The organism is Erwinia persicina (genome assembly GCF_019844095.1).
GTDB lineage: Bacteria > Pseudomonadota > Gammaproteobacteria > Enterobacterales > Enterobacteriaceae > Erwinia > Erwinia persicina.
On sequence record NZ_CP082141.1, the window covers coordinates 3,128,968 to 3,154,651 of the forward strand.

Genomic DNA, 25,684 nt, shown 5'->3' on the forward strand with positions numbered 1-25,684 from the left:
TTAATCAGCCGATAGACCGGCCTGCCCGTCAGGGATACTGGTCAGGATAATGAGACCTTAAGGAATAAACTGATGAAAAAACTCGTTCTGGCAGCCCTGCTTGCCAGCGTTGCCTTTGGAACCCAGGCCGCAGATAAGATCCGTTTTGCCTCCTCGGCGACCTATCCTCCCTTTGAATCCCTGAACAGCGATAATCAGATTGTTGGCTTTGATATCGACCTGGCCAATGCGCTGTGTAAGCAGATGCAGGCGGAGTGCAGCTTTACCAATAATCCTTTTGACAGCCTGGTGCCTGCGCTGAAGTTCCGACGCTACGATGCGGTGATCTCCGGGATGGACATCACCGAAGAGCGCAGTAAGCAGGTCAGCTTTACGCAGCCGTATTACGCTAACTCAGCAATTATTATCGCCAAAAAGGGCCGCTTCACTCGCCTTGAGGAGCTGAAAGGAAAACGCGTCGGGATGGAAAACGGCACGACTCACCAGAAATATCTGCAGGATAAGCATCCTGAGATCACGGCGGTGGCCTACGACAGCTATCAGAACGCTATTCTTGATCTGAAAAATAACCGTCTGGATGGCATCCTGGGCGATACTGCTGTCGTCGGTGCCTGGCTGAAGACCAATCCTGACCTCAGCTCCGTCGGAGAACATATCACAGACAGCAGCTACTTTGGGACGGGTCTTGGCATTGCCGTGCGCAAAGATAATGAGGCGTTACTGAATAAGCTGAACACCGCTCTGGACGCGCTGAAAGCCGACGGGACGGTGGAGAAACTGAATAAGCAGTGGTTCCCTGAATAATCAGATGGACTGACAGGGGTCGCAGTTCCGTCCTCACTGGCTGGGTTCGCACCGTTGCAACGGCCGAACCCAGCCAGGGTTTTTCATCTGCGGTAATAACGTTTTTTCCGGTCGCACTGCCTGTTAACCGTTTACACCCGCTGTAACAGCGTCAGCACCTCGTAATGCGCGGTGTGTGGGAACATATCGAACATCTGCACCCTGACAATACGGTAAGCTGGCAGACGGCCTATATCCGTAGCCATCGTCTCTGCGTTGCAGCTGGAGTAGAGTATCCAGGGCGGCGCCATCTTATCCAGATAGTCACACAGATCCGCACCAATTCCCCGGCGCGGGGGATTGACCAGCACCAGCTCAGGCACACTGCCCTCTCCGGTGGCAAAAGCGGTGGAGTCCAGCGCCGCGAAGCTGACCTTTTCCAGCCCCATCTGCGCAGCAGAACGCTGAGCGCAGGCGATCGCCGCCTGACTGATCTCGATGCCAGTCAGCGTCATATCAGGCGTGGCGCAGTGCAGGCCAAAACCACCGACGCCGCAAAACAGATCCCACATCGTACTTACCTGCAGCGCGCTGACCCATTCACGAGCCGTCGCGTACAGCGCAGCGGCCACAGCGGGGTTGGTCTGGAAGAAGCTCTTAGGCAGGATGGACAGCGGGACATCGTTGAGCTGCTCGGCAAGCACCTGGTTTTCCGTCAGCGGGATCTCCTCTTCGCCTTCGAGAATGGCCATCGCCACGGGCTGTATATTCGCAGAGATCGCCACCAGCTGTGGCAATGCACGCTGGAGTTCAGGCAGCGCAGCGCGCAGCTGTGCCAGCTTGGTGGTCGAACGCAGTACAAAGCGCAGCATCAGCTGACCAGTATGATGACTTTCTGTGAGCAGAATATATTTCAGTTCACCACGCCGGCGCGCGACGTTGTAAGGCGTTAACCCGGCGCGGGCGATAAATGGGCGCAGTTCAGCAAATACGCTGGCAAAACTGTCAGGATAAAGCGGGCAGTCGGCCAGATCGACCGGCGTACCATCGCGGTGCAGCATACCCAGCAGCGGACGTTCCACGCTGCCGCTGACCACCATTTTGGCCTTATTGCGGAATTTTTGCTGCGCCGACACCGCAGGGGGCAGCCATTGTCCCACCGGATGCGCTTCCAGCAGCTGCTGCAGGTGAGACTGTTTTTGGGCAAGCTGCCGGGGATAAGGCGTTTCCAGCCACTGGCAGGAACGGCAGCGGCCGGCGTCGTAAAGCGCGCAATACATGATGAAAGCCTGATAAGGGAAGCGAAATGCAGGGGCGCAGTATAGCAGCGAGGGGTTACCGATAAAACTGCCGGCTGCTCTGTGGCACGAACAGCAGCAGCAGGATCAGCATATCAGGGAGTTTTTGCCCCAGCAGGGACTGAATGATCTGGCGGCCACTGTCCCGATTGATACTGAATATTTCCGGATAGATCCAGCCCATCGATGCGATAAACATATAAACCACCACCACCAGCTGCGCCAGCAGAAACCCCCAGCGTCCCCAGCTACGTCCGCGCATCAGCGCAATCGCACAGCGCAGTTCAATAAAAAAAATCAGCTGGCTGGCAATAAAAATCAGCGTGGAATCCCAGGCCTGTGCGCTGCGGTGAATAAAATTCATCAGTTCCAGAAATCCCAGCTCGTTGAACAGCAGCATCACGCCCAGACAGCGGGTGGCAATAATGGCAATACCGGCAATCCACACCGGGACCGGGACAGGCCCCGCATCGCGCAACAGGATCTTATCCTCTCTCAGCAGTGCTGACATTTTTCTCTCCCGCTCTGCCGGAGGTATGCCCTGAAGGCGAACAGCTGACCCGTTTTGGTGTTTTACAATTGCGCTCACCAGAATATTCCCACTAGAAAGAGAAAAAAGTGTCTTTTAAATTCACTGTGCCATAAATAATAGCCTGATAACGGGATGACGTTCGCCAGATTAACCGACGACACGACTTGTTATCTTAAAGATTAATTTCTTTAATACATCCTGGCATGATATCTGCCGTACTCATCCGGCAGATCACTGTTTATCGGCAGTCACCCCCCTTATTTTTAGCCTGGGTAACAGAATAATTCCACTGCCGGGAGCGAAAAGCACCCGCAGGCTATTTTGCCTGATTGTTGATAGCCGTGAGGAAGTTAATCGCTGTGCCTGCAAATAAAATTAGCGCATCCGCTGAAGAGAACGCAACCGGCTCATCGGCCTGCCGCTAAGGGTTGTCAGCCAGATGTATTTTTCCGGTGAGGGTTTGCACAATAGCGCTAAGCAGCCTGACGCCTGTCGCAAAATAAATCTCAGCTTAGGATGATGAATAATCCCTTCCCGGGTGTTGCGGCGGCTCTGCGTAAAGATTCCCTCTTTTTAATGGGATCCCGGTACAGTTAAGGCAATGCCTGCCTGGCGTCTCTGACGTAGCGACGACATAATGGCCGCTGCGGATATTGCCCCGCATGATGAATGCCTCAGTGGCGATGTGAGTAATGAGAGTCATTGCGTAACACAAGCTGAACGGAGTGAAATAACGTGTCAAAAGTATTAGAACATTACCATTACCTTCATGACATCCCGGAGTTAGGTTTCCAGGAATTTAAAACTTCGGCCTATATCAGCCAGCAGCTTAAGGCCGCCGGATACGCAGTACAGGATAATTTTAATGCTACTACCGGTATCGTGGCAGTACTGGACAGCGGCGTGCCGGGCCCGACTCTGGCATTACGCGCAGATATGGATGCGCTGGGGCATATCATTGACGGCGTCCCCTGCGCCCGCCATACCTGTGGCCATGATGGCCACTCCTCCGTAGTGCTGACGGCCGCGCAGGAGCTGATGGCCGAAAAGGCCATTAAAAAAGGCCGCCTCAAACTGATTTTCCAGCCTGCAGAAGAACTGGGCACGGGCGCACTGGCGATGATTGCCGGCGGCGCGATCGATGATGTGGATATGATCCTTGGTTTCCACGTGCGCCCGGCGCAGGAGTGTGCCGTCGGCACGGCGATCCCAGCCGTGTACTATTCCGCCTGCGTGACCGTCGAGGCAATCATTCACGGTCAGACGGCGCATGGCGCCCGCCCGCACCTCGGCGTCAACGCCCTGGATGCCGGCGTCAGCGCGGTACAGGCGGTTAACGCCATCCATCTGGCAGCGGACAGCATGTGGAGCGTCAAAGCCACCCGCTTCCTCTGCGATGCGGGCGTGACCAATTCCATCCCGGATGAAGCGCGGGTGGTGTTCGATCTGCGCACGGCAACAAACGAGGATATGGTGACGTTGCAGGATCGCGTGCGTCGGGCGATTGAGCACAGCGTGGCGGCCTTTGGTGCGCAGGCGGAGGTGCAGATCCTAAAGGCGATGCCTGCGGCAGAGATTGATGACGAGATGAGCGCATTGATCGCCGGGGCTATTGTTGAGGTGCTGGGTAAGGAGGCGCTGATGGCTCCCCGCGCCACGCCGGGCAGTGAAGATTTCTTCCACTACCCGGTGGAGCGTCCATCGGTGAAAGCCGGATTCTGGGGGCTTGGCACCGGGTTACTCCCCGGGCTGCACCATCCTGATATGCACTTTGATCTGAATTCACTGCCGGTGGGGATTAACATTTTCAAAGCCTGCGTGAAGAAGGTTCTGGGATAATTCGCCCCGGAACACAGCGCTTACTGGCCGCAACCCAGGATCAGCCACGGCGTTGTGCCCTGCAGGGTACGCCCTTTTGGTTCGGTCGCCCCCTGCAGATAATGCACGCCGGGTGTGATGCAGACTTTTTGTGTCGCATCCTCCCCGTTACCGCAATGATTAATGCCCGCTGCGCGCCCGCTGAATATCCTTCAGCCGCTGCTTCTCTTTACCCGCCATCAATCGCCAGGCAATAAACCCGACAATCCCGACCACCAGCAGGATCAACGTTGCCAGCGCGTTAATCTCCGGGTTAATGCCACGGCGAACGGTGGCAAAAATCTGCATCGGTAAGGTATTGGCCCCCGGCCCGGTCACAAAGTTGGAGATTACCAGGTCATCCAGCGACAGGGTGAAGGCCAGCAGCCAGCCGGTGACAATCGCCGGGGCGATCATGGGGACGGTGATGACAAAGAACACCTTCAGCGGCGTGGCCCCTAAATCCATCGCGGCTTCTTCGATGGAGCGATCCAGCTCGCGCAGGCGGGAATTGATCACTACCGCAACGTAGGCAGTACAGAACGTCACATGCGCCAGCCAGATGGTCAGCATTCCACGCTCGGCAGGCCAGCCAAAGGCATTGCTCATCGCCACAAACAGCAGCAGCAGTGACAACCCGGTGATCACATCCGGCATCACCAGCGGTGCGGTGAGGATAAAGGCAAAACCGGTGGAGCCCTTAAAGCGCCCGAAGCGCACAATCACCATGGCCGCAATCGTTCCCAGGATCACCGCCGCCGTGGCCGACAACCCGGCCAGAGAGAGGCTGAGGGTGACGGCGCGGATCATCGCATCATCATTAAACAGCACGTGATACCAGTGCAGGGAGAAGCTCTCCCACGCCGCCAGTTGTGATGAGTTAAAGGAGTACACCACCAGCAGCAGCATCGGCGCGTAAAGAAACACGAAACAGACCACGAGAATGGCCGTACGCCATTTTGAGCGAATAACCGGTAACTGACTCACGCTTTTTCCCCCATCTCTTTGTTCTGATGTTTATGGAACCAGATAATGGGCAGGATCAGGATCAGCAGAATAATCACCGCCAGCGCCGAAGCCACCGGCCAGTCATGGTTATTAAAGAACTCCATCCACACCACGCGCCCGATCATAATACTGTCAGGGCCGCCCAGCAGCTCAGGGATCACGTACTCCCCCACCGCCGGAATAAACACCAGCATCGATCCGGCAATAATCCCGCCTTTGGTCAGTGGCACAATGACACTCCAGAAGGTTTTTAGCGGGCGGGCACCCAGGTCGAGCGATGCTTCCACCAGTGAGTAATCAATCCGCGTCAGGGCGGTGTAGATCGGCAGCACCATAAACGGCAGATAGCAGTAGACAATCCCGATATAAACCGCCAGGTCGGTGTAAAGAATGGTGAGGGGATGATCGGTGATCCCCGTCCACATCAGGAACCGGTTCAGTAAGCCGTTATTATTGAGGATGCCCATCCAGGCGTACACCCGCACCAGGAACGAGGTCCACGAGGGCAGGATCACCAGCAACAGAAGAATATTGCGCGTTGAAGGCGATGCATGCGCTACGGCCCAGGCCAGCGGATAACCAATCAGCAGGCAGACAATGGTGGCAATCCCGGCCACCTTCAGCGAGTGCAGATAGGCGAGGATATACAGCGGATCGTCGGTCAGCGTCAGGTAATTGCCGAAGTTAAGCGCCATGGTCAGCTGGCCGTCGGCCCAGCTTAACAGGTCGGTATACGGCGGGCTGGCACGGGCGATATCAGCAAAGCTGATCTTCAGAACAATCAGAAACGGCAGCAGAAACAGCAGTGCCAGCCAGAGGTAAGGCAGGCCGATAATCAGTTTACGTCCGTGTGCCGTTTGCAGGCGCGTCAGCAGCCCTTTAAAGCCGGTTTGCTGGCCGCTTGGCGGTTTAGTCTTACGTTCAGAATATGGGTTCATGATTTACACCGTTAAGACCACACAGCTATCGGCATCCCAGCAGAGACGCACTTCGTCACCCCAGGTCGGGGTATCCTTACGAAAGCGATAGGCGTTTTGCAACTGGGCGCTGATCATCTGTCCACTGCGCAGGCGAACGTGATAAATCGACAGATCACCGAGGTAGGCGATATGCACGACTTCCCCGACCGCAAAGTTACAGCCATCCGCCGGAACCGCTTCGCACAGCATGACTTTTTCCGGACGCAGCGCCACGGAAACCGGTACGCCATCGACCACCGAGACATCCGAGGCGACTTTCAGCGGATGGACAAGCCCCGGGCAGTCGATAATCAGCCCATCGTCCTGACGGTCACGCAGCAGGCCTTCGAAGAGATTAACCGACCCGATGAATTCAGCGCTGAAGCGCGTGGTCGGGTGCTCATAAATCTCTTCCGGCTCGCCCATCTGCACGAATTTGCCCCGGTTCATGATCGCAATACGGCCAGCCATGGTCATCGCTTCTTCCTGATCGTGGGTCACCATGACGCAGGTCGCCCCGACACGCTCAAGAATATCCACCACTTCATGCTGCATACGGTCACGCAGCTTTTTGTCCAGCGCACCCATCGGTTCGTCGAGCAGCAGCAGCTTCGGGCGTTTGGCCAGGCTACGGGCCAGCGCCACGCGCTGACGCTGGCCGCCGGAAAGCTGGTGCGGCTTGCGTCTGGCATATTCCTGCATATGAACCAGAGCAAGCATTTCCGCCACGCGTTCAGCAATCACCTCTTTCGATAAGCGGTCCTGCTTCAGGCCGAACGCAATGTTCTGCTCTACCGTCATATGGGGAAACAGCGCGTAGGACTGGAACATCATATTGATCGGACGCTGATACGGCGGCACATGGGAGAGATCCAGGCCATCCAGCACAATCTGCCCCTGGGTAGGCGATTCGAAGCCAGCCAGCATGCGCAGTAGCGTTGACTTACCGCAGCCAGAGGGGCCAAGCAGAGCAAATATCTCGCCTTTATAAATGGTGAGGTTCACATCATCCACTGCGTGCTGACCGTCGAACGATTTGGTCAGGTTACGGATTTCCAGCAGCGGCGTTAGCGCCTTATCTGCTTTGCTTTCAGGACGGGGGATTGCGTCGTTCACGACCATGATACTCCGGCGCTAAAAGGGGGGAACGGTGCGATGCCCCACCCCTAAAAATGACAAAACAGAGGCCGGTAATCGCGCCTCTGCTGCTTAACAAGTGTAAAATGAGGGTGCGTTACTTACCGCTTTTAACTTTAGTCCATGCACGCGTACGCACACGGTCAAGTTTTGGCTCCTGCACCTTCAGGGTAAACAGTTTTGCCATGGTGTCTGCCGTCGGATAAATCCCCGGGTTATCACGGATGGCCGGATCGACAAACGGCAGGGACGCTTTGACGCCGCTGGCGTAGAACACTGTATTGGATATCTGGGCCATCACTTTTGGCTCCATCAGATAGTTAATAAACTGATAGGCCTCATCGACGTTTTTCGCATCTTTAGGGATAGCCAGCATATCGAAGAACGCCAGCGCCCCCTGTTTGGGAATGCTGTAGGCAATATTCACGCCGTTCTTGGCTTCGACAGCACGATTTTTTGCCTGCAGGATATCCCCGGCCCAGCCAATAGCCACGCAGGTGTTTCCGTTCGCCAAATCGTTAATGTACTGAGATGAGTGGAAGTAGCGAATGCTGGGGCGCAGTTTCAACAGCAGGTCAGTCGCTGCGGTATAATCTTTCGGATCGCTGCTATTAGGATCTTTGCCCATATAGTTCAGCACGGTAGCAAAGATTTCTTCCGGTGCATCCAGGAAGGATACGCCACAGCTTTTCAGTTTTTCCAGGTTTTCCGGCTTCAGTACCAGATCCCAGCTGTCGACAGGGGCATCTTTGCCCAGCGCCGCTTTCACTTTTTCAACGTTGTAGCCGATGCCCGTGGTGGCCCACAGGTAAGGAATGGCGTATTTGTTGCCCGGATCGTGCTGCTCAAGCTTTTTCATCAAATCCGGATCAAGGTTTTTATAATTTGGCAGTTTGCTTCTGTCCAGCGGCTGGAACACGCCTGACTGAAGCTGACGCGCCAGGAAGCTGGAGGAAGGAACGACGACATCATAACCGGTATTACCGGCCATCATTTTGCCTTCCAGCACTTCGTTGGAGTCGAAGACGTCATACACCACTTTAATACCGGTTTGCTTTTCAAAATCCGCCACGGTATTGGGCGCAATATAATCAGACCAGTTATAAACGTGCAGCGTCTTATCTGCAGCCAGTGAACCCGCAGAGACCGCCATCAGCGCACCCGCAACCACAGCTGACAACCATTTTTTACGTTGGTTGAACATTTTCCATCCTCCTGAACAGAGATAAACTAATGCCGGGCAGGCGAACCGGTGAACACCTGCCTCTTAATACAGGTTAGTACCTTAAGAGAACCAGAGTGAATCAATATTCATTCTGTTGTTAATACTAAAAACCTATATATCTGGGGACGTTGCACGCATGATGCAGCCACGCAAGAATAGCCCCACTATCAGGCCCAGACCAGCCCCCAGGATAAAAAACGCCTTTTATCGATTTTTTATGCATGTTTCCTCTCTGTGATATGCCATTCATGGCATAAACAGCGACTAATATCTGGCAATAAAGGGCATAGTGCAGAATAAAAAGCCGTGTGGATACTCAGGGATAAGGTGATAAAAGCAGCGTTTGCGGCAAAAAAGGATGGGAACGTTTTGGCGGGATGAAAACAGGCGGAAGATAGCTCCGCCTGCTGGCAAAAATGAAGGTAAAAAAGGAGGGGTTAATGCAGCACGGAATGGCCATCAGCCATGAGTGTCCGGTCCTCATCTTCCCCGATCATCAGCAAATGATTGGCAAAGGCTTCCATGACAATCATGGAGATCTGTTCTTCGCTCTGCTTCATAAAATGGACAAACTGGCTGTAGGTCAGCCCCGCCGTTGTACTCACTGACTGGCAAACGATCAGTTTTGGCAGGTTATCGTCCTGAATATCCAGGAACGCCTTTACCGTCAGGGAGCTGGCGTTGATTTGCGACAGGTCCGCAAGCAGTGGGATCAGCGCCGTAGGTTTCACCTCGGCAAGCGCCGAAAACAGGATCACGTTGTCCACCAGATCCAGTTTGGCGTCAAACACCCCGTCAAAATTCTGCATATGCGGCAGATGAAGTGCCTGGCATGAATCACACTCAAACCAGGTAATGCTTTGCTGATCCAGCCAACGTCGCAATACGTCGAGATCCGGAACGACGAGTGAATCCATATTGTTTGTCTCTTGCCGCAATAAAATTGCGTTCTAGCTTACGGAAAAACGCCGCTAAAAACCATAATTACGACAGAAATATGACGCCAGTGACTGCTTTTAAGGATTAACCCAGAGGGGGTCCCCATGGGCAGCCCCCCTCACTGCAGAAAGCTGTCGGGCGTAGCAATAACGAAAGAAAAGACCTTAGCGGGGCGATGCCTGAGCTGCAATTGTCAGGTTAATCGCAACCCGGTCATCCACGATACCCACCAGGTGATCAACGTTAAATGCGCTGCGGGAAATGGCCGTTGAGGCATGAAGGGCGAGGGTCTGCATACCCGGCGATAAAACCCCATGATTATCCAGCGAGGCCTCCATCACTACCGGACGACGCACATCTTTCACTGACAGCATGCCAAAAATTCTGAACTGCCCCTGCCCCAGTGCTACCACCCGAATGCTGGTAAAGCGTATCCAGGGGTAGTGTGCCGCATCAAAAAACAGCGCCCCTTTAAGCTGGCTGGTCAGCAGGATATTGGACGCCACCAGCGTGGCCACCGGGATTTTCACTTCGATATGGTCCTGCCAGTCGGCAGCAGGATCCAGTGTGACCGTCCCGGTCACTCCCTGAAGTCGGGCCTGTGAGAAGGCGTGGCCGAACGCGCGCCATGACAAACCAATCGCCGTTTTATCCGTTGAAATAGCATAGGTTGCTGGCGCCGCATACAGCGCCGTACTCATCAGCAATAAAAAACTCAGTAAATACACAGGGCGAGTCATCGGTGAACCTCCGTTTAGCAGTCATAGCGTAAACACCTGACCACGCCATTCTATTCACCGATTTATGCGCATGGCGCTGCAGCGCCGGGTTGCCCGGCGCTAACGATGCCCTTTATCCGCCGGTTTTCAGGCAAAAACCGGGCTGGGCCTGCGCCTCAATCCATCCGATCATCTTAGCGGCTATATTCAGTCCCGTGGTCTTTTCAATCCCCTCCAGTCCGGGAGACGCATTCACTTCCATCACCAGCGGACCACGGTGAGCGCGCAGAATGTCCACACCAGCCACATCCAGTCCCAGCGTCGCGGCAGCTTTGATCGCTATCGCGCGTTCAGCAGCGCTGATCGTTACCCGCCGGGCCTGGCCGCCGCGATGCAGATTCGAACGGAAATCGCCCTCTTTCGCCTCGCGTTCAATCGCCCCAACCACCTCTCCGCCAATCACCAGGCAGCGGACGTCGCAACCCCGTGCTTCTTTGATAAACTCCTGCACCAGAATGTGCGCATTCAGGCCGCGAAATGCATCGATCACGCTTTCAGCAGCCTGACGGGTTTCAGCCAGTACCACACCAATCCCCTGCGTGCCCTCTACCAGCTTGACCACCAGCGGTGCGCCGCCCACCATTTCGATCAAATCCCGGGTATCGTCCGGTGAGTGAGCAAAGCCAGTGACCGGCATGGCAATCCCTGCCCTCGCCAGCAGTTGCAGTGAGCGCAGTTTGTCCCGCGCCCGGGCAATTGCCAGTGATTCATTGAGCGGATAACTGCCGCACATTTCGAACTGACGCAGCACGGCCGTGGCATAAAACGTGGTGGCGGATCCAATACGCGGGATCACCGCATCAAAGTGCGCCAGCTGACGCCCCTGATAATGAATCGCCGACGACCCCGGATTGATATTCATATAGCAGGAAAGCGGATCAATGACCTCAACGCTGTGCCCGCGTGCCCGCGCGGCCTCCAGCAAACGCTTACATGAGTAAAGCGAACCATCACGGGAAAGAATGGCAATTTTCACCAGAAGCCTCCGGGCGAAAGGGTTAGCGCGTTGCCCATCCCTGCTGATGCAGGTAGTCAAGGATAAACGGACGGCTCTCTTTAATGATGGTTTTCTGGATATGCTCACTCCAGCTTTCCGAGCGGCGATTGCTGTCGCGTGACTCATAATAGGCCACCAGCTCGCGGTCATATTCCGCCAGCAGCGCAGGGTCAAGCGGCTGATAATGGTTTTCGTGCACCAGCATGGCCGCTGGCATACGTGGTTTGGTATCCGGATCCTGTTCAGGGCTGCCCAGGCACATGCCAAACAGCGGCAGCACAAACTTCGGCAGGCCAAGCAGTTCAGTCACCTCTGCAATGTTGTTACGAATACCGCCAATATAGCAGCCGCCAAAGCCCAGCGACTCCGCCGCTACCATCGCATTCTGCGCCATCAGCGCCGTATCCACACAGCCCAGCAGCAGTTGCTCTGCAAGCCCCAGTTGCGCTTCCGGACAGATCTGCTGATTGCGGTTAAAATCGGCACAAAAGATCCAAAACTCCGCGGCCTGAGCCACATATTTCTGGCCACCGCTGAGGGTGACCAGCGTGTTACGCATCTCCGGATCGGTAATACGGATAATGGATGAACACTGTAAAAAACTGGAGGTGGAGGCCGACTGAGCAGCATCCAGAATCGCTGCACGTTGCTCTGCAGTGATCGCCTGGTCGCTGAAGGCACGAATTGAACGGTGCGAACACATTAGCTTAATGGTCGGCGTCATGGGAATCTCCTGGTTTGGGCTTCTCACGCGAAGATCGCGTGTTAAAAAGGTCGGGCGCCATGACCCTGGCCGTCCGCCACATCATGACTGTGGCAGCAGGCAGCATCAGGGCGATACCGGCAAAAATCATCACTGTCGCGGCAAGTTTACCGGTAAATAGCGACGGCAAGGGTAGCATTTCATGTAACGTCAGGTAAGAGAGGATGAGCAGCACCATGCCAAGGACTTCAAGAACCAGCACCGGCCGGGGAAGTTGACTGAATGCACGCATAACGGCTCTCCTGCTGACGGCATTATTCTGAATGAGTGAGGATATTAAAGCGCAGAATGTGCGTTTATGCATAGGTGCAGCGAATCAGACTAACAGGTAATTCCTTCTTCCTTTCAGCCCGGGATGCGGGCATCATAAGCGCCAATAAGCCATGATATGTGACATGTATCACATAAAAGTTCTGACCCTTTGAGGAGAAACCTATGTTTGCAGTGATTTTTGGACGTCCTGCCTGCCCGTACTGTGTTCGCGCGAAAGAGCTGGCTGAAAAACTGACGGAAGAACGTGATGACTTTAATTTCCGCTATGTGGATATTCACGCTGAAGGGATCACCAAGGCTGACTTAGAGAAGACCGTGGGCAAACCGGTAGAAACCGTGCCGCAGATCTTCCTGGATCAGACACACATCGGTGGCTGTACAGAATTCGAAGCTTATGCGAAAGAGAATCTGGGCCTGTTCCAGTAAATTCCCCTCTTATTACGCCCCCGCAGCGGCCGATTCTTTTGCAATCGGCCCGCATTGCAGTCAGTAAGCTATAAGCGCTCTTTCCTGTCCTGTTGCTGCTGATGCATCTCCATCAGCGTCCGCCACAGCATCACCGCTAAAGTGCCCGATCCGCACCAGAATACGGCGCTGGCAATAAAGGCAATCTCCTGACCCAGCCCCACACTGTTAAAGCCATCTGACTGCATCAGTAGCAGACAGGGGGGTGATGCCAGAGCGATGGCGACGGTCATCACCGTTAGCGGGGCCTCGCGGGAGGTCAATGCAGCCAGGGCGCCAGGTAAGACAAACAGCAGCAGCCCGAGCTGAGCATGTCCACTGTAACCTGCGGGTAGCGGATAGCGTACGGCGATATAGATTGCACCGTAGAGTGCGCTGCAGGCGATCAGACCTGTCCAACGGATACCTTTTATCCACACAAGAATTTTCTCCGGGTCATGATTAACCCAATTCAATTCATTTCGACGCGTCAATGAGTCAGCCCACTGACAGTGAGCAGCCGCTTTTATCCTGAATATTTTCCAAAAACAAAACCCGTAACAAATAAGCCAGCCAGGTGCTGGCTGTCATGCCACATAGCGACTAAAATGAGTCGCGCTTTATCTGACTGTCGGCTAAGACTTCTCTTAACAGGCAACAGCAGTGGCTATTGTTACGCCATGAAATTTAGCGCATAAACCCCCTCCTATCAATAGGTTACTGGTAAACAAGAAGTTAAACCGTGAATATAAACGTCGCAGATTTGTTAAGTGGAAATTACATTCTGTTATTATTTGTCGTACTGGCGCTGGGGTTATGTTTAGGCAAACTTCGGTTAGGTTCTGTTCAACTCGGTAATTCTATTGGCGTTTTAGTTGTTTCTTTACTGCTCGGCCAGCAGCATTTCTCCATTAATACCGACGCCCTTAATTTAGGCTTTATGTTATTTATTTTTTGCGTTGGCGTAGAAGCGGGCCCCAATTTTTTCTCTATTTTCTTTCGCGACGGAAAAAACTATCTGATGCTGGCCATTGTGATGGTCACCAGCGCGATGATCCTCGCTCTGTGTCTGGGCAAACTATTCGGCTGGGATATTGGCCTGACGGCCGGGATGCTGGCAGGTTCAATGACCTCAACACCGGTACTGGTCGGGGCCGGAGATACCCTGCGTCAGACACTGACTGACGGCCAGAGCCTGAGCCAGGCACAGGACCATCTGAGCCTCGGCTACGCGCTGACCTATCTGATTGGTCTGGTCAGCCTGATTTTTGGCGCGCGCTATCTGCCTAAATTACAGCACCAGGATTTGCCCACCAGCGCCCAGCAGATTGCCCGGGAGCGCGGTCTGGATCCGGACAGTCAGCGGAAAGTCTATCTGCCAGTGATCCGCGCCTACCGCGTTGGACCGGAGCTGGTGGCCTGGATTGATGGCAAAAATCTGCGTGAGCTTGGTATCTACCGCCAGACAGGTTGTTATATTGAGCGTATTCGTCGCAACGGCATTCTGGCCAACCCGGATGGCGATGCGGTACTGCAGCCTGGAGATGAAATTTCGCTGGTGGGCTATCCTGATGCCCATTCCCGGCTCGACCCCAGCTTCCGCAACGGGAAAGAGGTTTTTGACCGTGACTTGCTGGATATGCGCATCGTCAATGAAGAGATCGTGGTCAAGAATAACAATGCGGTGAATAAACGTCTGAGCCAGCTGAAGCTGACCGATCATGGCTGCTTCCTTAACCGGGTGATCCGCAGCCAGATTGAAATGCCGATCGACGACAGCATTATTCTCAATAAAGGCGACGTCCTGCACATCAGCGGTGAAGCACGCCGCGTGAAGGCGGTGGCTGACCGTATTGGTTTTATCTCCATTCACAGCCAGATGACCGATCTGCTGGCATTCTGCGCTTTCTTTATCATCGGTCTGATGATCGGCATGATCACCTTCCAGTTCAGCAGCTTTAACTTTGGCATTGGTAATGCGGCCGGGCTGTTGTTTGCCGGGATCATGCTGGGCTTCCTGCGCGCTAATCATCCAACATTTGGCTATATTCCCCAGGGCGCACTGACCATGGTGAAAGAGTTTGGTCTGATGGTCTTTATGGCGGGCGTAGGGCTGAGCGCCGGTAGCGGTATCACTAAAGGATTGGGTGAAACCGGGCTGCTGATGCTGGGTGCCGGTCTGATCGTTAGCCTGGTGCCGGTGATTATCTGTTTCCTGTTCGGTGCGTGGGTGCTGAAAATGAATCGCGCCCTGCTGTTCGGCGCCATTATGGGCGCACGTACCTGTGCTCCGGCGATGGAGATCATCAGCGACACCGCACGCAGTAATATCCCGGCACTCGGCTATGCAGGAACCTATGCTATTGCTAACGTTTTACTGACACTGGCAGGTACGCTGATTGTGATAATCTGGCCGATTCTGGGCGGTTAAAAAAATTAATCGATTTCGCAGAACTTTTTTTGTGGGCTGAAGTCTTAATTAGTGCCACTGCTTTTCTTTGAAATCCCCTGATTGTGGAGCCCGTTAATCTTATGATTATCGGGTTTTTTTCTTTTCTGCCTCCTCGTAAACCGCCCTGTCAGCCTTAAGGCTTCCTTAAGCCCTCCCCGGCAAACTGACTGCCTGGACTCTGGTCAGATAGCTAAACCTTCATGAAATCATCATCAATTCTCAACAAAAGCCAAACGAGCCATGCAATTAAGAGCGAAACTCTTTACCCCTTACCTGCTGGCTTTTACCTTAAGCAATTCGTGCTGTTAATTCTCAGTGCGATGCTGTTTATCTGGCTGTCGCGCAGTGAACGCTGGGATATGGCAATAACGCGGATGTGGTTCGATCCGCTGACCGGACAGTTTCCGTGGAAGGATAATGTCTGGCTTGATGTGATCAACCACCGGCTGCTGAAGCAGGGCGTGATCGCCATGGGCGTTCTGCTGCTGCTGGCCGGGTTTATCCGCCGTCAGCCGCGCTGGGTGCTGGTGGCCCTGCTGATGGGTATCGGCCCGCTGGTGGTGGGCGTGCTGAAAGCCACCAGCGCTCACTCCTGCCCGTGGGATCTGGTGGAGTTTGGCGGGAAGGCTGTCTCTTATCCTTTGTTCGGTGCGGTGCCGATCAACAGTGGGCCGGGGCACTGCTTCCCGGGCGGGCATGCCTCCAGCGGCTTTAGTGCACTGGCGCTGTTTTTTCTTTTTTACCCGCGTCGGCCGCGCCTGGCATGGGTTTGCTGGTGGTCAGCCCTGATTCTCGGCATGGTCATGGGTTTTGGCCAGATTATGCGCGGCGCCCACTTCCTTTCTCACAACTTGTGGGCGGCGTGGTGGGTCTGGCTGACGCAATGTGTGATTTTTGGGTGCGTAACGTACCTGCTGAAAAGACGAGGATATATTGATGATGGAAGAGTTAAACCGGGTGCTGTTTCTTTGGGTTAACGCCAGCACGGATTCACCCGAGTGGCTGATTACCCTGGCGACGTTTATTGCCCGCGATCTCATTGCCATTGTGCCCCTGCTGATTGTCGGCCTGTGGCTGTGGGGGCCGCGCAGCCAGCTCACCTCCCAGCGCGTGCTGGTGGTTAAAACGGGTGTCGCTCTGCTTTGTGCGCTGGCAATCTCCTGGTGTCTTGCCCATCTGTTCCCCCATCCGCGTCCTTTCGCTATTGGGCTGGGTAATCAGTTTCTGTCGCATGCGCCTGATGACTCTTATCCCAGCGATCATGGCACGGTTATTTTTACCTTTGCCATCGCCTTTATTTGCTGGCACCGGATGTGGTCAGGTGCCATTTTACTGGTCACTGGTGCGGCTATCGCCTGGTCGCGAGTCTACCTTGGCATACACTGGCCGCTGGATATGCTCGGCGGTATGCTGGTCGGGCTGCTCTCGTGCCTGTTTGCGCAAATTCTCTGGCAGTTCTGCGGCGGCGCGTTGCTGCCCCGACTCTCTTCGCTTTATCGCACCGTCTTTGCCTTTCCCATCAGTAAAGGTTGGGTTCGCGATTAATATTTAATTAGGGCCTGATTATTCAGGCCCTTTTTGCATTGATGCAGATCATCGTACCTTCTTTTAAAACACGAAAACTTTGCTGTTATTTCAGACAGCGGGGGCGTTATTTATTGCGCAACACGCGCTTTAATCACGCCCGTTATTTTACCTGTTGCGCAATAGCTCCCAGCCGGAAAAAACCCACCCCATCAGAAAAACACAACCCACTGATAAATAGTGTTATTTAATAAAAACCGCCGTTATTATAAGCAGAACAGCTCACTACTTACCCAGTTAAAAAACAAAAAAAGCAGTGTAAATGGCTGTTTAAACAGCGGTAACCTGGTGATTAACACCCTTAAAAAACACACCCGCAGACATTCCCTCTAAAAAAGGTAGTGAAAGTGTGATTACGATCACCGGTAACCACAAAGACAGTGCTTTCATCTATTTTTTCTGGTGGTAAAGTGTGCGCCATTAAAACAGAGTAATTAATTAAAGCCGTAATCAGAGGCTAATTCTGTAGAGGCGAATGAAATACGATTTAGTTAATTGTTTTTACCTTTTAACCCTGGAGAAATCATGGACACATCCCAAACGGCGGTGTTGAGCCCCGAAGCAACACAGGATGCCAGCGTCTGGCGTAAAACTGACACCATGTGGATGCTCGGCCTGTACGGCACGGCTATCGGTGCCGGCGTGCTGTTTCTGCCGATCAATGCCGGCATTGGCGGGTTGATCCCGCTGATCATCATGGCGGTACTGGCCTTCCCGATGACTTTTTTTGCTCACCGTGGTTTGTGCCGTTTTGTGCTTTCAGGCCGTCAGCCGGGCGAAGATATCACTGAAGTGGTTGAAGAACATTTTGGTGTGGGGGCCGGTAAACTGATTACGCTGCTCTACTTCTTTGCCATCTACCCAATCCTGCTGGTCTACAGCGTGGCGATCACCAATACCGTTGAAAGCTTTATGACCCATCAACTGCATCTGCAGGCACCGCCACGCGCCCTGCTGGCGCTGATTCTGATTGTCGGGCTGATGACTATTGTGCGTTTTGGCAAAGAGATTATCGTCAAAACCATGAGCGTACTGGTGTATCCGTTTGTGCTGGTGCTGATGGTGCTGGCGCTCTATCTGATCCCGCACTGGAGCAGCGCGATTTTTGATAACGTCAGCATGAGCGGAACCGGAAAAGGGCTGATGATGACCCTGTGGCTGGCTATTCCGGTCATGGTTTTTTCCTTCAACCACTCCCCGATTATCTCCGCCTTTGCCGTGGCCAAGCGCGAAGAGTATGGCGACCAGGCAGAGCCTAAATGCTCACGCATTCTGGCACGCAGCCATGTGATGATGGTGCTCACCGTGATGTTCTTCGTGTTCAGTTGCGTACTGAGCCTGACGCCGGCCAACCTGGCGGAAGCCAAAGCGCAGAACATCTCTATCCTCTCTTACCTGGCCAACCATTTTGATACCCCGCTGATGGCGTGGCTGGCCCCCGTCATTGCAATGGTGGCCATTACGAAATCCTTCCTGGGTCACTACCTTGGCGCACGTGAAGGCTTTAACGGTACCGTTAACAAAATGCTGCGCAGTCGTGGAAAATCCATCGCCGAACATAAACTGAATCGCTTTACAGCGCTGTTTATGCTGGTAACGACCTGGATTGTCGCCACGCTGGATCCGAGTATTCTGGGTCTGATTGAAAGCCTGGGCGGCCCGATCATTGCCGTCCTGCTGTTCCTGATGCCGATGTATGCCATCAACAAAGTGCCGGCAATGCGCAAATACAGCGGTAAACTGAGTAATGTCTTTGTGGTGCTGGTTGGCCTGGTGGCGATTTCAGCCGTCGCTTACGACCTGTTCTGATGCGGTGGGCCGACCGGTAAACGGGTCGGCCCCTTACTGATTAAGCGAACCAACTGCCAAACCAGCCGTTCATTTTCATCATGATGTAGTCCCAGATACGCCCAAAGAAGCCTGCCTCTTTCACCTCATCTAATACCACCAGCGGCCGCTGCGCGATGGATTTTCCGTCCAGTTGGAAGTCGATGGTCCCTACCACCTGATTTTTTGCCAGCGGTGCCGTCAGCTGCGGCTGGGCAAGCGTAAAGCTGGCCTTGAGATTTTTCAGCTGGCCTTTGGGCAGGGTGATCGCCGCATCTTTCGCCACACCCAGATTGACCTCTTTCCGGTCACCGAACCAGACGCGCTGGGTAGCAAACGCATTCCCTGCCTTAATCGGTGTCACCGTCTCGTAAAAACGAAAGCCCCATGTCAGCAGTTTTTCACTTTCCCGGAAGCGGATGGCGTCGGTGGCCGCGCCCAGCACCACCGAGATCAGCCGCTGATCGCCGTCAACGGCTGAGGCCACAAGGTTATTTCCTGCGCCGGAGGTGTGTCCGGTCTTGATACCATCGACCTGAAGATTGGTGCTCCACAGCAACCGGTTACGGTTGTACTGGCGGATCTTATTGAACGTGAATTCTTTCTCTTTGTGCAGCGCATACTCCTCCGGCACATCGCGGATCAGCGCCTGCCCAATCAGTGCCATGTCGCGTGCGGTACTGTACTGTCCGGAAGAATCCAGCCCGTGCACCGTTTTGAAGTGGGTGTTTTTCAGCCCCAGCGCCTGCACATAATTGTTCATCAGGCCGACAAAGGAGTCCTGGCTCCCTGCCACATGGTCGGCAAGCGCAATACTGGCATCATTACCTGACTGAATAACGATGCCTTTGTTGAGTTCCGACACAGGAATGCGATCGCCCGGCTTAAGAAACATCAGCGATGATCCCTGTAAAATCGGGTTTCCGGTGGCCCAGGCGTCCTTCCCGACAGTGACCATATCATCTTTGCTGATCTTGCCCGCTTTCAGCGCCTGACCGGTCACATAGCTGGCCATCATTTTGGTCAGACTTGCAGGATCAAGACGCTCATCAGCATTCGATTCGGCCAGCACCTTTCCACTGTGATAATCCATCAGCACCCAGGCCTTCGCTTCTATCTGCGGGGCAGCGGGAGCCTGCTCAGCATAAGCAGTAGACAGCGAGAGCAGTAGTAATGTGGTGGGGGTAGCCAGTGCAAAAACACGGGAAGGAAGGGACGTATTTTTCATGGGGTGACCGCTTATCCATTTGAAAGGCAATTATAAAAGTGAAACCAGGCGTTTAACTGCCCTACACTAAGGCGTTATACCCAGAAAATGAACAACTTAACCGTAAAGTTTCTTAGAGTTTATTCAATCTGGCAGATTTTTCCTGTATCACTGGCTGATTTTTCGTCATTTTTTCTGCGATTAAAACGGGCGAAAATCCGAATTTGCCGCGAACAGTTAAGCCTGTCACAAAAATCCGCTACTCTGGGCCGCCACTGCCAGAGGAGTATGATGATGGATTTAGCGCTGTTCGATCTCGACGAAACACTGATTTGCGAAGACAGCACCGGCCTGTGGCTGCGCTGGCTGGTTGCGCAGGGGTTTGCCCCCGCCGGACTGATCGATGAGGAGCGGGCCCTGATGGAGCAGTACTATCAGGGAACGTTGTCCATGGAGGAGTATATGCACACCACACTGTCACCGCTGAACGGTATGGCTGCCTCCACGGTGTCTGGGTGGATCCGCCGCTTTATCCAGCGCGATATCCTGCCCCGCGTCTACCCTGCCGCGCGGGAACGCATGGCGTGGCACCGGCAGCGGGGAGATACCATTCTGGTGATTTCAGCCAGCGGCGAGCATCTGGTCGCACCGATAGCCGAACAGCTGGGGGCATGTGGGGCACTGGCGATAGGCGTAGAAGTTATCGATGACCGCTACAGTGGGCAGATCTATGGCACGCTGACCTATAAAGAAGGCAAGGTCGCCCGGATAAAAGAGTGGCAGGCAGCGCAGAAAGCAGCGCCCTTTTCCCATAGGTGGGCTTACAGTGACTCAATCAATGATGTTGCCATGCTGGAATATGCGGATCGCGCGGCTGTGATTAATCCCGCCGCTGCGCTGGAGCGACTGGCACAGCAGCGCGGCTGGGACATTTGCCACTGGGCCAGATAGCCCACAGGGCTGACCCCAACAGGTCAGCCCCGACCTGATCAGGGCTGCAGCCCTACCCTGAGCAGCTTGCCGTTACTCTCATCGGTCAGCACATACAGCCAGCCGTCCGGCCCGCTGCGCACGTCACGAATACGCTCGCCACGATCGGTCAGCAACCGCGCCTGTTCTTCAACCCGGTCACCGTTCACCCGCAGCTGGATCAGGTTCTTTTCTTTCAGCGCGCCGATAAACAGAGCGTCTTTCCACTGCGGAAAACGGCTGCCGCTGTAGAATGCCATGCCGCTGATCGCCGGGGAGACCTTCCAGTATAAAATCGGCTGTTCCGTGCCCGCCACCCGTCCTCCTTTCGAACCGGGTACCTTCTCACCGCTGTAATCAATGCCCCATGTCGCCAGCGGCCAGCCGTAATTCCTACCCTTGCGCGGAATGTTGATTTCATCGCCGCCACGCGGCCCGTGCTCACTTTCCCAGATTTCACCGCTGGCGGGGTTCATAGCCAGCCCCTGTGGGTTACGCATTCCCCAGCTCCAGATCTCTGAACGCGCTCCCGCTTTATGTGCCAGTGGATTATCGGCCGGTACGGAACCATCGGCATTCAGGCGAATAATTTTTCCCTGAAGCGCTGACAGATCCTGCGCTTTTTCCGCCTGGAAATTATCACCAAAGGCGATAAACAGGTGGCCGCTACGGTCAAAGGCCATCCTGGTACCCAGATTCGCCCCGGTTGACACGCCCTGCTGGCGCAGGACTTCACGGAAATCGGTTAAGCGAAGATAATCATCACTCAGGCGGGCATAGCCTACGGCGGCCCCGGCACGACCATCATGCCCGGCTACGGTATAACTGAGCCAGACACGTCGGCTGCTGGTAAAGTCCGGGGCCAGCACCACATCCAGTAATCCCCCCTGGCGCTGCGACCAGACGTCAGGCACGCCGGCGATCGCTGGCGACAGGCCCTTCCCCGCCTGCCAGCGCCGCAGCTGGCCGGATCGCTCGGTGATCAGCAGTCCCTGATCTTCGGGTAAAAAGGCCAGCGACCACGGATGGTCAAGCCTGTCCTGCAGTACCTCTACCTGAACCTTATTCGCCAGCACAAAAGGGCTGAGTAATAACGCCGGAAGGAACGCGAATGCCGCCAGGTAATGCCTCATCGTAATTGCTCCTTGTAACCATTTGTTAAATAAATTTAGCTAAGTTGTCAGTAATTGCCGAATTATCTGGCGCACTGCGCTATATTTCTCCGGCTGTGACCTGCAATACCTTCATTCAATACGACAAGGGATAGTTCTGATGACTTCACGATTAACACAGACAGGCTTCGCACGTTTTCTGCTGTTGCCTTTTATCATGCTGGCTTTACTGCTGACGCTGAGCGGCTGTGGCGACAAAGAGCCTGAACAACGCAAGGCTTTTATTGAGTTCCTGCAAACCCGCGTGCTGGCGAAATCTCAACTGGCTGTTCCGCAGCTGACCGACGATGAGAAGAAGGCCTTCGGTCCTTATGCCAGTGACTATGCGATCCTGACCGATTATCACCAGGGAATGAGTGAGATATTTAACGCGTCGCTGGTGCCTGTTTTTTCCAGCCTGAACCACGTGGGTTCGGTCACAACGCTGATAGCTAAACGCGATGAAATGAGCAAAATGGCCGCTGACAGTAAAGCATGGGAGCCTGCGCTTGCCAAACAACGCGCGGAGGCTGATGCGAAACACCAGGCGCTGAAGCAGCCGGAAGATCTGAAAGCGGTCTACGATCAGGTGTATACCAAACTGGTAGCACAGCCTGATGACGTGGCGCGCCAGATCGCCACGCTGGTGCCGGAAACGCTGGCTCTGGTAGTCAGTCAGGTCGATCTGCTGAAACAGCAGGGTGATAAGGTGAAGATTATCGGTAACAGCGTTCAGTTCACCGATCAGAAGGCACTGGATCAGTACAACGCCATTCAGCAAAAATTACAGCCGTTGGTGACTGAGCTGTCGAATACGGTGAGTAAATTAGAAAATATGATGCGTTAACGGTTAAACGGTGGCGACCGCAACAGCGGTCGCCACTGACCCGATGCCTTATTCTGCGGGCAGTGCGACCACGTCACGAACCATTTCGTCAATAGCACTTTTCAGCTCGGCCTGGTTAATCGGCGCGCTGCTGTTTGCCACCGTTTTACCATAAGCTTTACGCACCACTTCCATCACCGGTTTCCCGGTTTTCGCATCCAGAAGCTCGGCCTCGAGGAACAGCACGCTGTTCTGCGTCCGGTGGCCGGATGCGGCCATGGTGCTGGCTACCACTGCGGCCACCGGAACCACTTCATAGAATTTCATGTCCTGATTTTCCGCGTTCACTGCCGTGATGGCGGTCTTCATCACCAGCGTACCGGGTTCCGGCTGACTCACCAGCGGCTTGCGCTGCGCAACAGCGGCTTTAAGCTGAGTATCAAGGTACGTGCGAATCTGGTCGAGTGTAGCCTGGCTGACCCGGTTATTGGGCTTTGCGGCAGGATAGTAAACGACCGGGGTGTAATAGATCCCGCGATAGTCGGACAGCTTGTCATCCGGCGAAATCCAGCGCAGCGTTTGATGGCCGCTGGGCGATTCGGACGGCTTCAGTTTTGAGTAATCCGGTAAAAAACCGGAATATTGAGTAGTATCAGCCACTTTAGACGAACAGCCCGCCAGCACTAAACACAACGTTGCCAGCCCGGCGACCAGAGGTAAACGTGCAGAATGCATTGCCATATCCTTACAGGGTGAAGGTTATTCAAGCATAGAGCGCCTGTCATCAATCACCAGACAATGTGCACAATATTTGTTCAGGCTGCACTGAGGGCTAGGTTTTTAGCTTCGGATCCAGCGCATCACGCAGGCCATCTCCCAGCAGATTAAAAGCCAGCACGGTAAGGAAGATTGCCAGACTGGGGAAAATCGCCACATGCGGAGCCATCACCATATCGGCCTGCGCCTCATTGAGCATGGCGCCCCACTCCGGCGTCGGGGGCTGTGCACCCAGTCCAAGGAACGACAGACTGGCCGCAGAAATAATGGAGGTACCAATACGCATGGTGAAATACACCACGATCGATGACAGCGTTCCGGGCAGGATGTGGCGCAGGATAATCGTCAGATCTGACGCGCCAATGCTGCGCGCCGATTCAATGTAAGTCAGGTGCTTGAGGACCAGCGTATTCCCCCGTACCAGCCGGGCAAAAGCCGGAATACTGAAGATCGCCACAGCGAGAATCACGTTCGACATGCCGTTGCCCATCACCGCTACAACGGCTATCGCCAGCAGGATCCCGGGAAACGCAAACAGCACGTCACAAATGCGCATGATGATGCGATCCCACCAGCCTTCGTAATAGCCCGCCAGCAGTCCCAGCAATGTGCCAATCGCCGCACCGACTGCCACGGAGAAAAATCCCGCCACCAGAGAGAGCCGGCTACCCAGCAGCACGCGGCTGAAAATATCCCGCCCCAGCGCATCGACCCCAAACCAGTGGATCAGCGACGGCCCTTCATTCAGCCTGTCGTAATCAAAAAAGTTTTCCGCATCAAAGGGCGCAAGCAGCGGAGCAAACAGCGCCGTCAGGATCAGGAGCAGCACAAAAACGGCGGCGACCATCGCCACGTGCTGACGGCGGAATCGTCGCCAGAACTCCCGCCACGGCGTACGGACGCGATGGGGGCTGACACCCGGCAGCGCAGAGAGGACGGCGTTACGTCGCCAGTTAATCATCGTGCATCCTTACTTATAGCGAATGGCGGGGTTGATAGCCGCATACAGCATATCAACGACCAGGTTAATCAAGATAAATTCCAGCGAAAACAGCAGCACCTCGGCCTGGATCACCGGGTAGTCGCGCATGGCCACCGAATCCACCAGCAGTCGCCCCAGACCCGGCCAGTTGAAGACCACTTCAACCACGATCGATCCGCCAAGCAGGAAGCCAAACTGAAGCCCCATCATGGTCACCACCGGGATCATCGCGTTTCTCAGTCCGTGTTTAATCACCACCACCGATTCACGTACGCCTTTGGCACGCGCGGTACGCATGTAATCTTCCTGCATCACCTCAACGAACGAAGCACGGGTAAAGCGTGCCATGACGGCCGCCACGGCGGCTCCCAGGGTGATGGAGGGTAAAATGTAGTGCTGCCAGCTATCGGCTCCCACCGTCGGCAGCCAGCCCAGTTCAACGGAGAAAATCTGCATCAGCAGAATACCCAGCGCAAATGCCGGGAACGAAATCCCCGATACGGCCAGCGTCATACCCAGCCGGTCGGGCCAGCGGTTGCGCCACACGGCAGAGGCAATACCAATCGCCATACCAAAAATAACCGACCACACCATGCTGGTCAGCGTCAGCCACAGGGTGGGCAGAAAACGCTGGGCGATCTCCTCAGCGACCGGTCGTTTTGACACCATGGAGATACCAAAATCGCCGCGCACAACGTGGGTAATGTAGTGCCAGAACTGCTGCGGTAATGGCAGATCCAGGCCCAGTTGCTGGCGGACCATTGCCACTACCTCGGCATCGGCTTCGCGTCCGGCAATCAGCCGTGCCGGATCGCCCGGCAGCAGGTGGACAAAGAGGAAGACCAGCACCGCGACAATCAGCAACGTGGGGATCAGGCCCAGTAAACGTTTTAAAAAGTAATTAAGCATCTTGCA

Annotated in this window: 26 protein-coding genes; 9 read left to right on the forward strand and 17 right to left on the reverse strand. The window is 54.6% G+C overall.

All coding sequences use genetic code 11. From position 1 onward, the window contains the following. Window positions 1-72: 72 nt before the first annotated feature. Window positions 73-804 carry an arginine ABC transporter substrate-binding protein gene (locus K6L24_RS14320; protein WP_062746694.1) on the forward strand — a complete coding sequence of 244 codons (732 nt, stop codon included), beginning with the start codon at window positions 73-75 and terminating at the stop codon, window positions 802-804. A gap of 131 nt (window positions 805-935) precedes the next feature. Here the strand turns inward: K6L24_RS14320 and rlmC are convergent, their stop codons facing one another. Further along, window positions 936-2,063 carry a 23S rRNA (uracil(747)-C(5))-methyltransferase RlmC gene (gene rlmC, locus K6L24_RS14325; RefSeq protein WP_062746691.1) on the reverse strand — a complete coding sequence of 376 codons (1,128 nt, stop codon included), beginning with the start codon at window positions 2,061-2,063 and terminating at the stop codon, window positions 936-938. Between the two features lie 55 nt (window positions 2,064-2,118). Continuing rightward, the gene (locus tag K6L24_RS14330) at window positions 2,119-2,592 is read right to left on the reverse strand and encodes a YbjO family protein (RefSeq protein WP_062746689.1); all 474 of its coding nucleotides are present in this window, start codon (window positions 2,590-2,592) and stop codon (window positions 2,119-2,121) included. 756 nt (window positions 2,593-3,348) lie between these two features. On the opposite strand from K6L24_RS14330, the gene K6L24_RS14335 reads away from it, so the two are divergent. Continuing rightward, a complete protein-coding gene (locus tag K6L24_RS14335; RefSeq protein ID WP_222681591.1) occupies window positions 3,349-4,452 on the forward strand; it encodes an amidohydrolase in 1,104 nt (367 codons plus the stop codon). A 159-nt stretch (window positions 4,453-4,611) separates the two neighbouring features. On the opposite strand, the gene potI is transcribed toward K6L24_RS14335, so the two are convergent. The 9 genes from potI to K6L24_RS14380 form a co-directional block, all read right to left on the reverse strand. Continuing rightward, complete coding sequence (gene potI, locus K6L24_RS14340; protein WP_118664368.1) at window positions 4,612-5,457, reverse strand: putrescine ABC transporter permease PotI; 846 nt, start codon at window positions 5,455-5,457, stop codon at window positions 4,612-4,614. Continuing rightward, a complete protein-coding gene (potH, locus tag K6L24_RS14345) occupies window positions 5,454-6,416 on the reverse strand; it encodes a putrescine ABC transporter permease PotH (RefSeq protein ID WP_118664369.1) in 963 nt (320 codons plus the stop codon). The genes potI and potH overlap by 4 nt, the downstream gene beginning before the upstream one ends. Window positions 6,417-6,419: 3 nt before the next feature. Next, entirely contained in the window at window positions 6,420-7,553 is a 1,134-nt protein-coding gene (potG, locus tag K6L24_RS14350) for a putrescine ABC transporter ATP-binding subunit PotG (RefSeq protein WP_205423298.1), read from the reverse strand. Between the two features lie 118 nt (window positions 7,554-7,671). Continuing rightward, a complete protein-coding gene (potF, locus tag K6L24_RS14355) occupies window positions 7,672-8,778 on the reverse strand; it encodes a spermidine/putrescine ABC transporter substrate-binding protein PotF (protein ID WP_062746679.1) in 1,107 nt (368 codons plus the stop codon). A gap of 458 nt (window positions 8,779-9,236) precedes the next feature. Then, a complete protein-coding gene (locus K6L24_RS14360) occupies window positions 9,237-9,716 on the reverse strand; it encodes a YbjN domain-containing protein (RefSeq protein ID WP_062746677.1) in 480 nt (159 codons plus the stop codon). A gap of 186 nt (window positions 9,717-9,902) precedes the next feature. Next, a complete protein-coding gene (locus K6L24_RS14365) occupies window positions 9,903-10,478 on the reverse strand; it encodes a YceI family protein (RefSeq protein WP_191927187.1) in 576 nt (191 codons plus the stop codon). A 112-nt stretch (window positions 10,479-10,590) separates the two neighbouring features. Next, entirely contained in the window at window positions 10,591-11,493 is a 903-nt protein-coding gene (gene rimK / locus K6L24_RS14370; protein ID WP_062746674.1) for a 30S ribosomal protein S6--L-glutamate ligase, read from the reverse strand. Between the two features lie 22 nt (window positions 11,494-11,515). Further along, entirely contained in the window at window positions 11,516-12,238 is a 723-nt protein-coding gene (gene nfsA, locus K6L24_RS14375) for an oxygen-insensitive NADPH nitroreductase (protein WP_062746672.1), read from the reverse strand. Continuing rightward, window positions 12,222-12,509 carry a YbjC family protein gene (locus K6L24_RS14380; protein WP_137269626.1) on the reverse strand — a complete coding sequence of 96 codons (288 nt, stop codon included), beginning with the start codon at window positions 12,507-12,509 and terminating at the stop codon, window positions 12,222-12,224. The genes nfsA and K6L24_RS14380 overlap by 17 nt, the downstream gene beginning before the upstream one ends. A gap of 203 nt (window positions 12,510-12,712) precedes the next feature. On the opposite strand from K6L24_RS14380, the gene K6L24_RS14385 reads away from it, so the two are divergent. After that, a complete protein-coding gene (locus K6L24_RS14385) occupies window positions 12,713-12,976 on the forward strand; it encodes a GrxA family glutaredoxin (protein WP_062746668.1) in 264 nt (87 codons plus the stop codon). A gap of 68 nt (window positions 12,977-13,044) precedes the next feature. Here K6L24_RS14385 and ybjM read toward each other — a convergent pair whose 3' ends face one another. Next, complete coding sequence (gene ybjM / locus K6L24_RS14390) at window positions 13,045-13,434, reverse strand: inner membrane protein YbjM (protein WP_191927188.1); 390 nt, start codon at window positions 13,432-13,434, stop codon at window positions 13,045-13,047. A 302-nt stretch (window positions 13,435-13,736) separates the two neighbouring features. Here ybjM and K6L24_RS14395 point away from each other — a divergent pair, with 302 nt between their 5' ends. The 4 genes from K6L24_RS14395 (at window position 13,737) to K6L24_RS14410 (ending at window position 18,839) form a co-directional block, all read left to right on the forward strand. Continuing rightward, window positions 13,737-15,425: an aspartate:alanine antiporter gene (locus tag K6L24_RS14395; RefSeq protein ID WP_191927189.1), complete on the forward strand. Its 1,689-nt coding sequence runs from the start codon at window positions 13,737-13,739 to the stop codon at window positions 15,423-15,425. A 221-nt stretch (window positions 15,426-15,646) separates the two neighbouring features. Beyond that, the gene (locus tag K6L24_RS14400; RefSeq protein ID WP_062746662.1) at window positions 15,647-16,423 is read left to right on the forward strand and encodes a phosphatase PAP2 family protein; all 777 of its coding nucleotides are present in this window, start codon (window positions 15,647-15,649) and stop codon (window positions 16,421-16,423) included. Continuing rightward, on the forward strand, window positions 16,386-16,991 hold the full coding sequence (gene ybjG, locus K6L24_RS14405) for an undecaprenyl-diphosphate phosphatase (protein ID WP_062746748.1): 606 nt from the start codon (window positions 16,386-16,388) through the stop codon (window positions 16,989-16,991). The genes K6L24_RS14400 and ybjG overlap by 38 nt, the downstream gene beginning before the upstream one ends. A gap of 564 nt (window positions 16,992-17,555) precedes the next feature. Next, on the forward strand, window positions 17,556-18,839 hold the full coding sequence (locus K6L24_RS14410) for an HAAAP family serine/threonine permease (RefSeq protein WP_062746660.1): 1,284 nt from the start codon (window positions 17,556-17,558) through the stop codon (window positions 18,837-18,839). Between the two features lie 40 nt (window positions 18,840-18,879). On the opposite strand, the gene K6L24_RS14415 is transcribed toward K6L24_RS14410, so the two are convergent. Further along, a complete protein-coding gene (locus K6L24_RS14415) occupies window positions 18,880-20,085 on the reverse strand; it encodes a serine hydrolase (RefSeq protein ID WP_118664372.1) in 1,206 nt (401 codons plus the stop codon). A gap of 273 nt (window positions 20,086-20,358) precedes the next feature. Between K6L24_RS14415 and K6L24_RS14420 the strand changes: the two genes are divergently transcribed. Then, window positions 20,359-21,015 carry an HAD family hydrolase gene (locus K6L24_RS14420; protein ID WP_062746657.1) on the forward strand — a complete coding sequence of 219 codons (657 nt, stop codon included), beginning with the start codon at window positions 20,359-20,361 and terminating at the stop codon, window positions 21,013-21,015. Window positions 21,016-21,053: 38 nt separating this feature from the next. On the opposite strand, the gene K6L24_RS14425 is transcribed toward K6L24_RS14420, so the two are convergent. After that, a complete protein-coding gene (locus K6L24_RS14425) occupies window positions 21,054-22,166 on the reverse strand; it encodes a PQQ-dependent sugar dehydrogenase (protein ID WP_222681592.1) in 1,113 nt (370 codons plus the stop codon). Window positions 22,167-22,305: 139 nt separating this feature from the next. Here K6L24_RS14425 and K6L24_RS14430 point away from each other — a divergent pair, with 139 nt between their 5' ends. Further along, window positions 22,306-23,031 (forward strand): DUF3053 domain-containing protein, encoded by a 726-nt coding sequence (locus tag K6L24_RS14430; RefSeq protein ID WP_062746653.1) that lies wholly within the window; start codon window positions 22,306-22,308, stop codon window positions 23,029-23,031. A 48-nt stretch (window positions 23,032-23,079) separates the two neighbouring features. Here K6L24_RS14430 and K6L24_RS14435 read toward each other — a convergent pair whose 3' ends face one another. From K6L24_RS14435 to gsiC, 3 genes are all read right to left on the reverse strand, one after another. Continuing rightward, complete coding sequence (locus K6L24_RS14435; protein WP_118664375.1) at window positions 23,080-23,745, reverse strand: DUF3313 domain-containing protein; 666 nt, start codon at window positions 23,743-23,745, stop codon at window positions 23,080-23,082. A gap of 97 nt (window positions 23,746-23,842) precedes the next feature. Next, the gene (gene gsiD, locus K6L24_RS14440; protein ID WP_062746648.1) at window positions 23,843-24,748 is read right to left on the reverse strand and encodes a glutathione ABC transporter permease GsiD; all 906 of its coding nucleotides are present in this window, start codon (window positions 24,746-24,748) and stop codon (window positions 23,843-23,845) included. A 9-nt stretch (window positions 24,749-24,757) separates the two neighbouring features. Continuing rightward, window positions 24,758-25,678: a glutathione ABC transporter permease GsiC gene (gene gsiC, locus K6L24_RS14445; protein ID WP_062746646.1), complete on the reverse strand. Its 921-nt coding sequence runs from the start codon at window positions 25,676-25,678 to the stop codon at window positions 24,758-24,760. Window positions 25,679-25,684 lie beyond the last annotated feature (6 nt).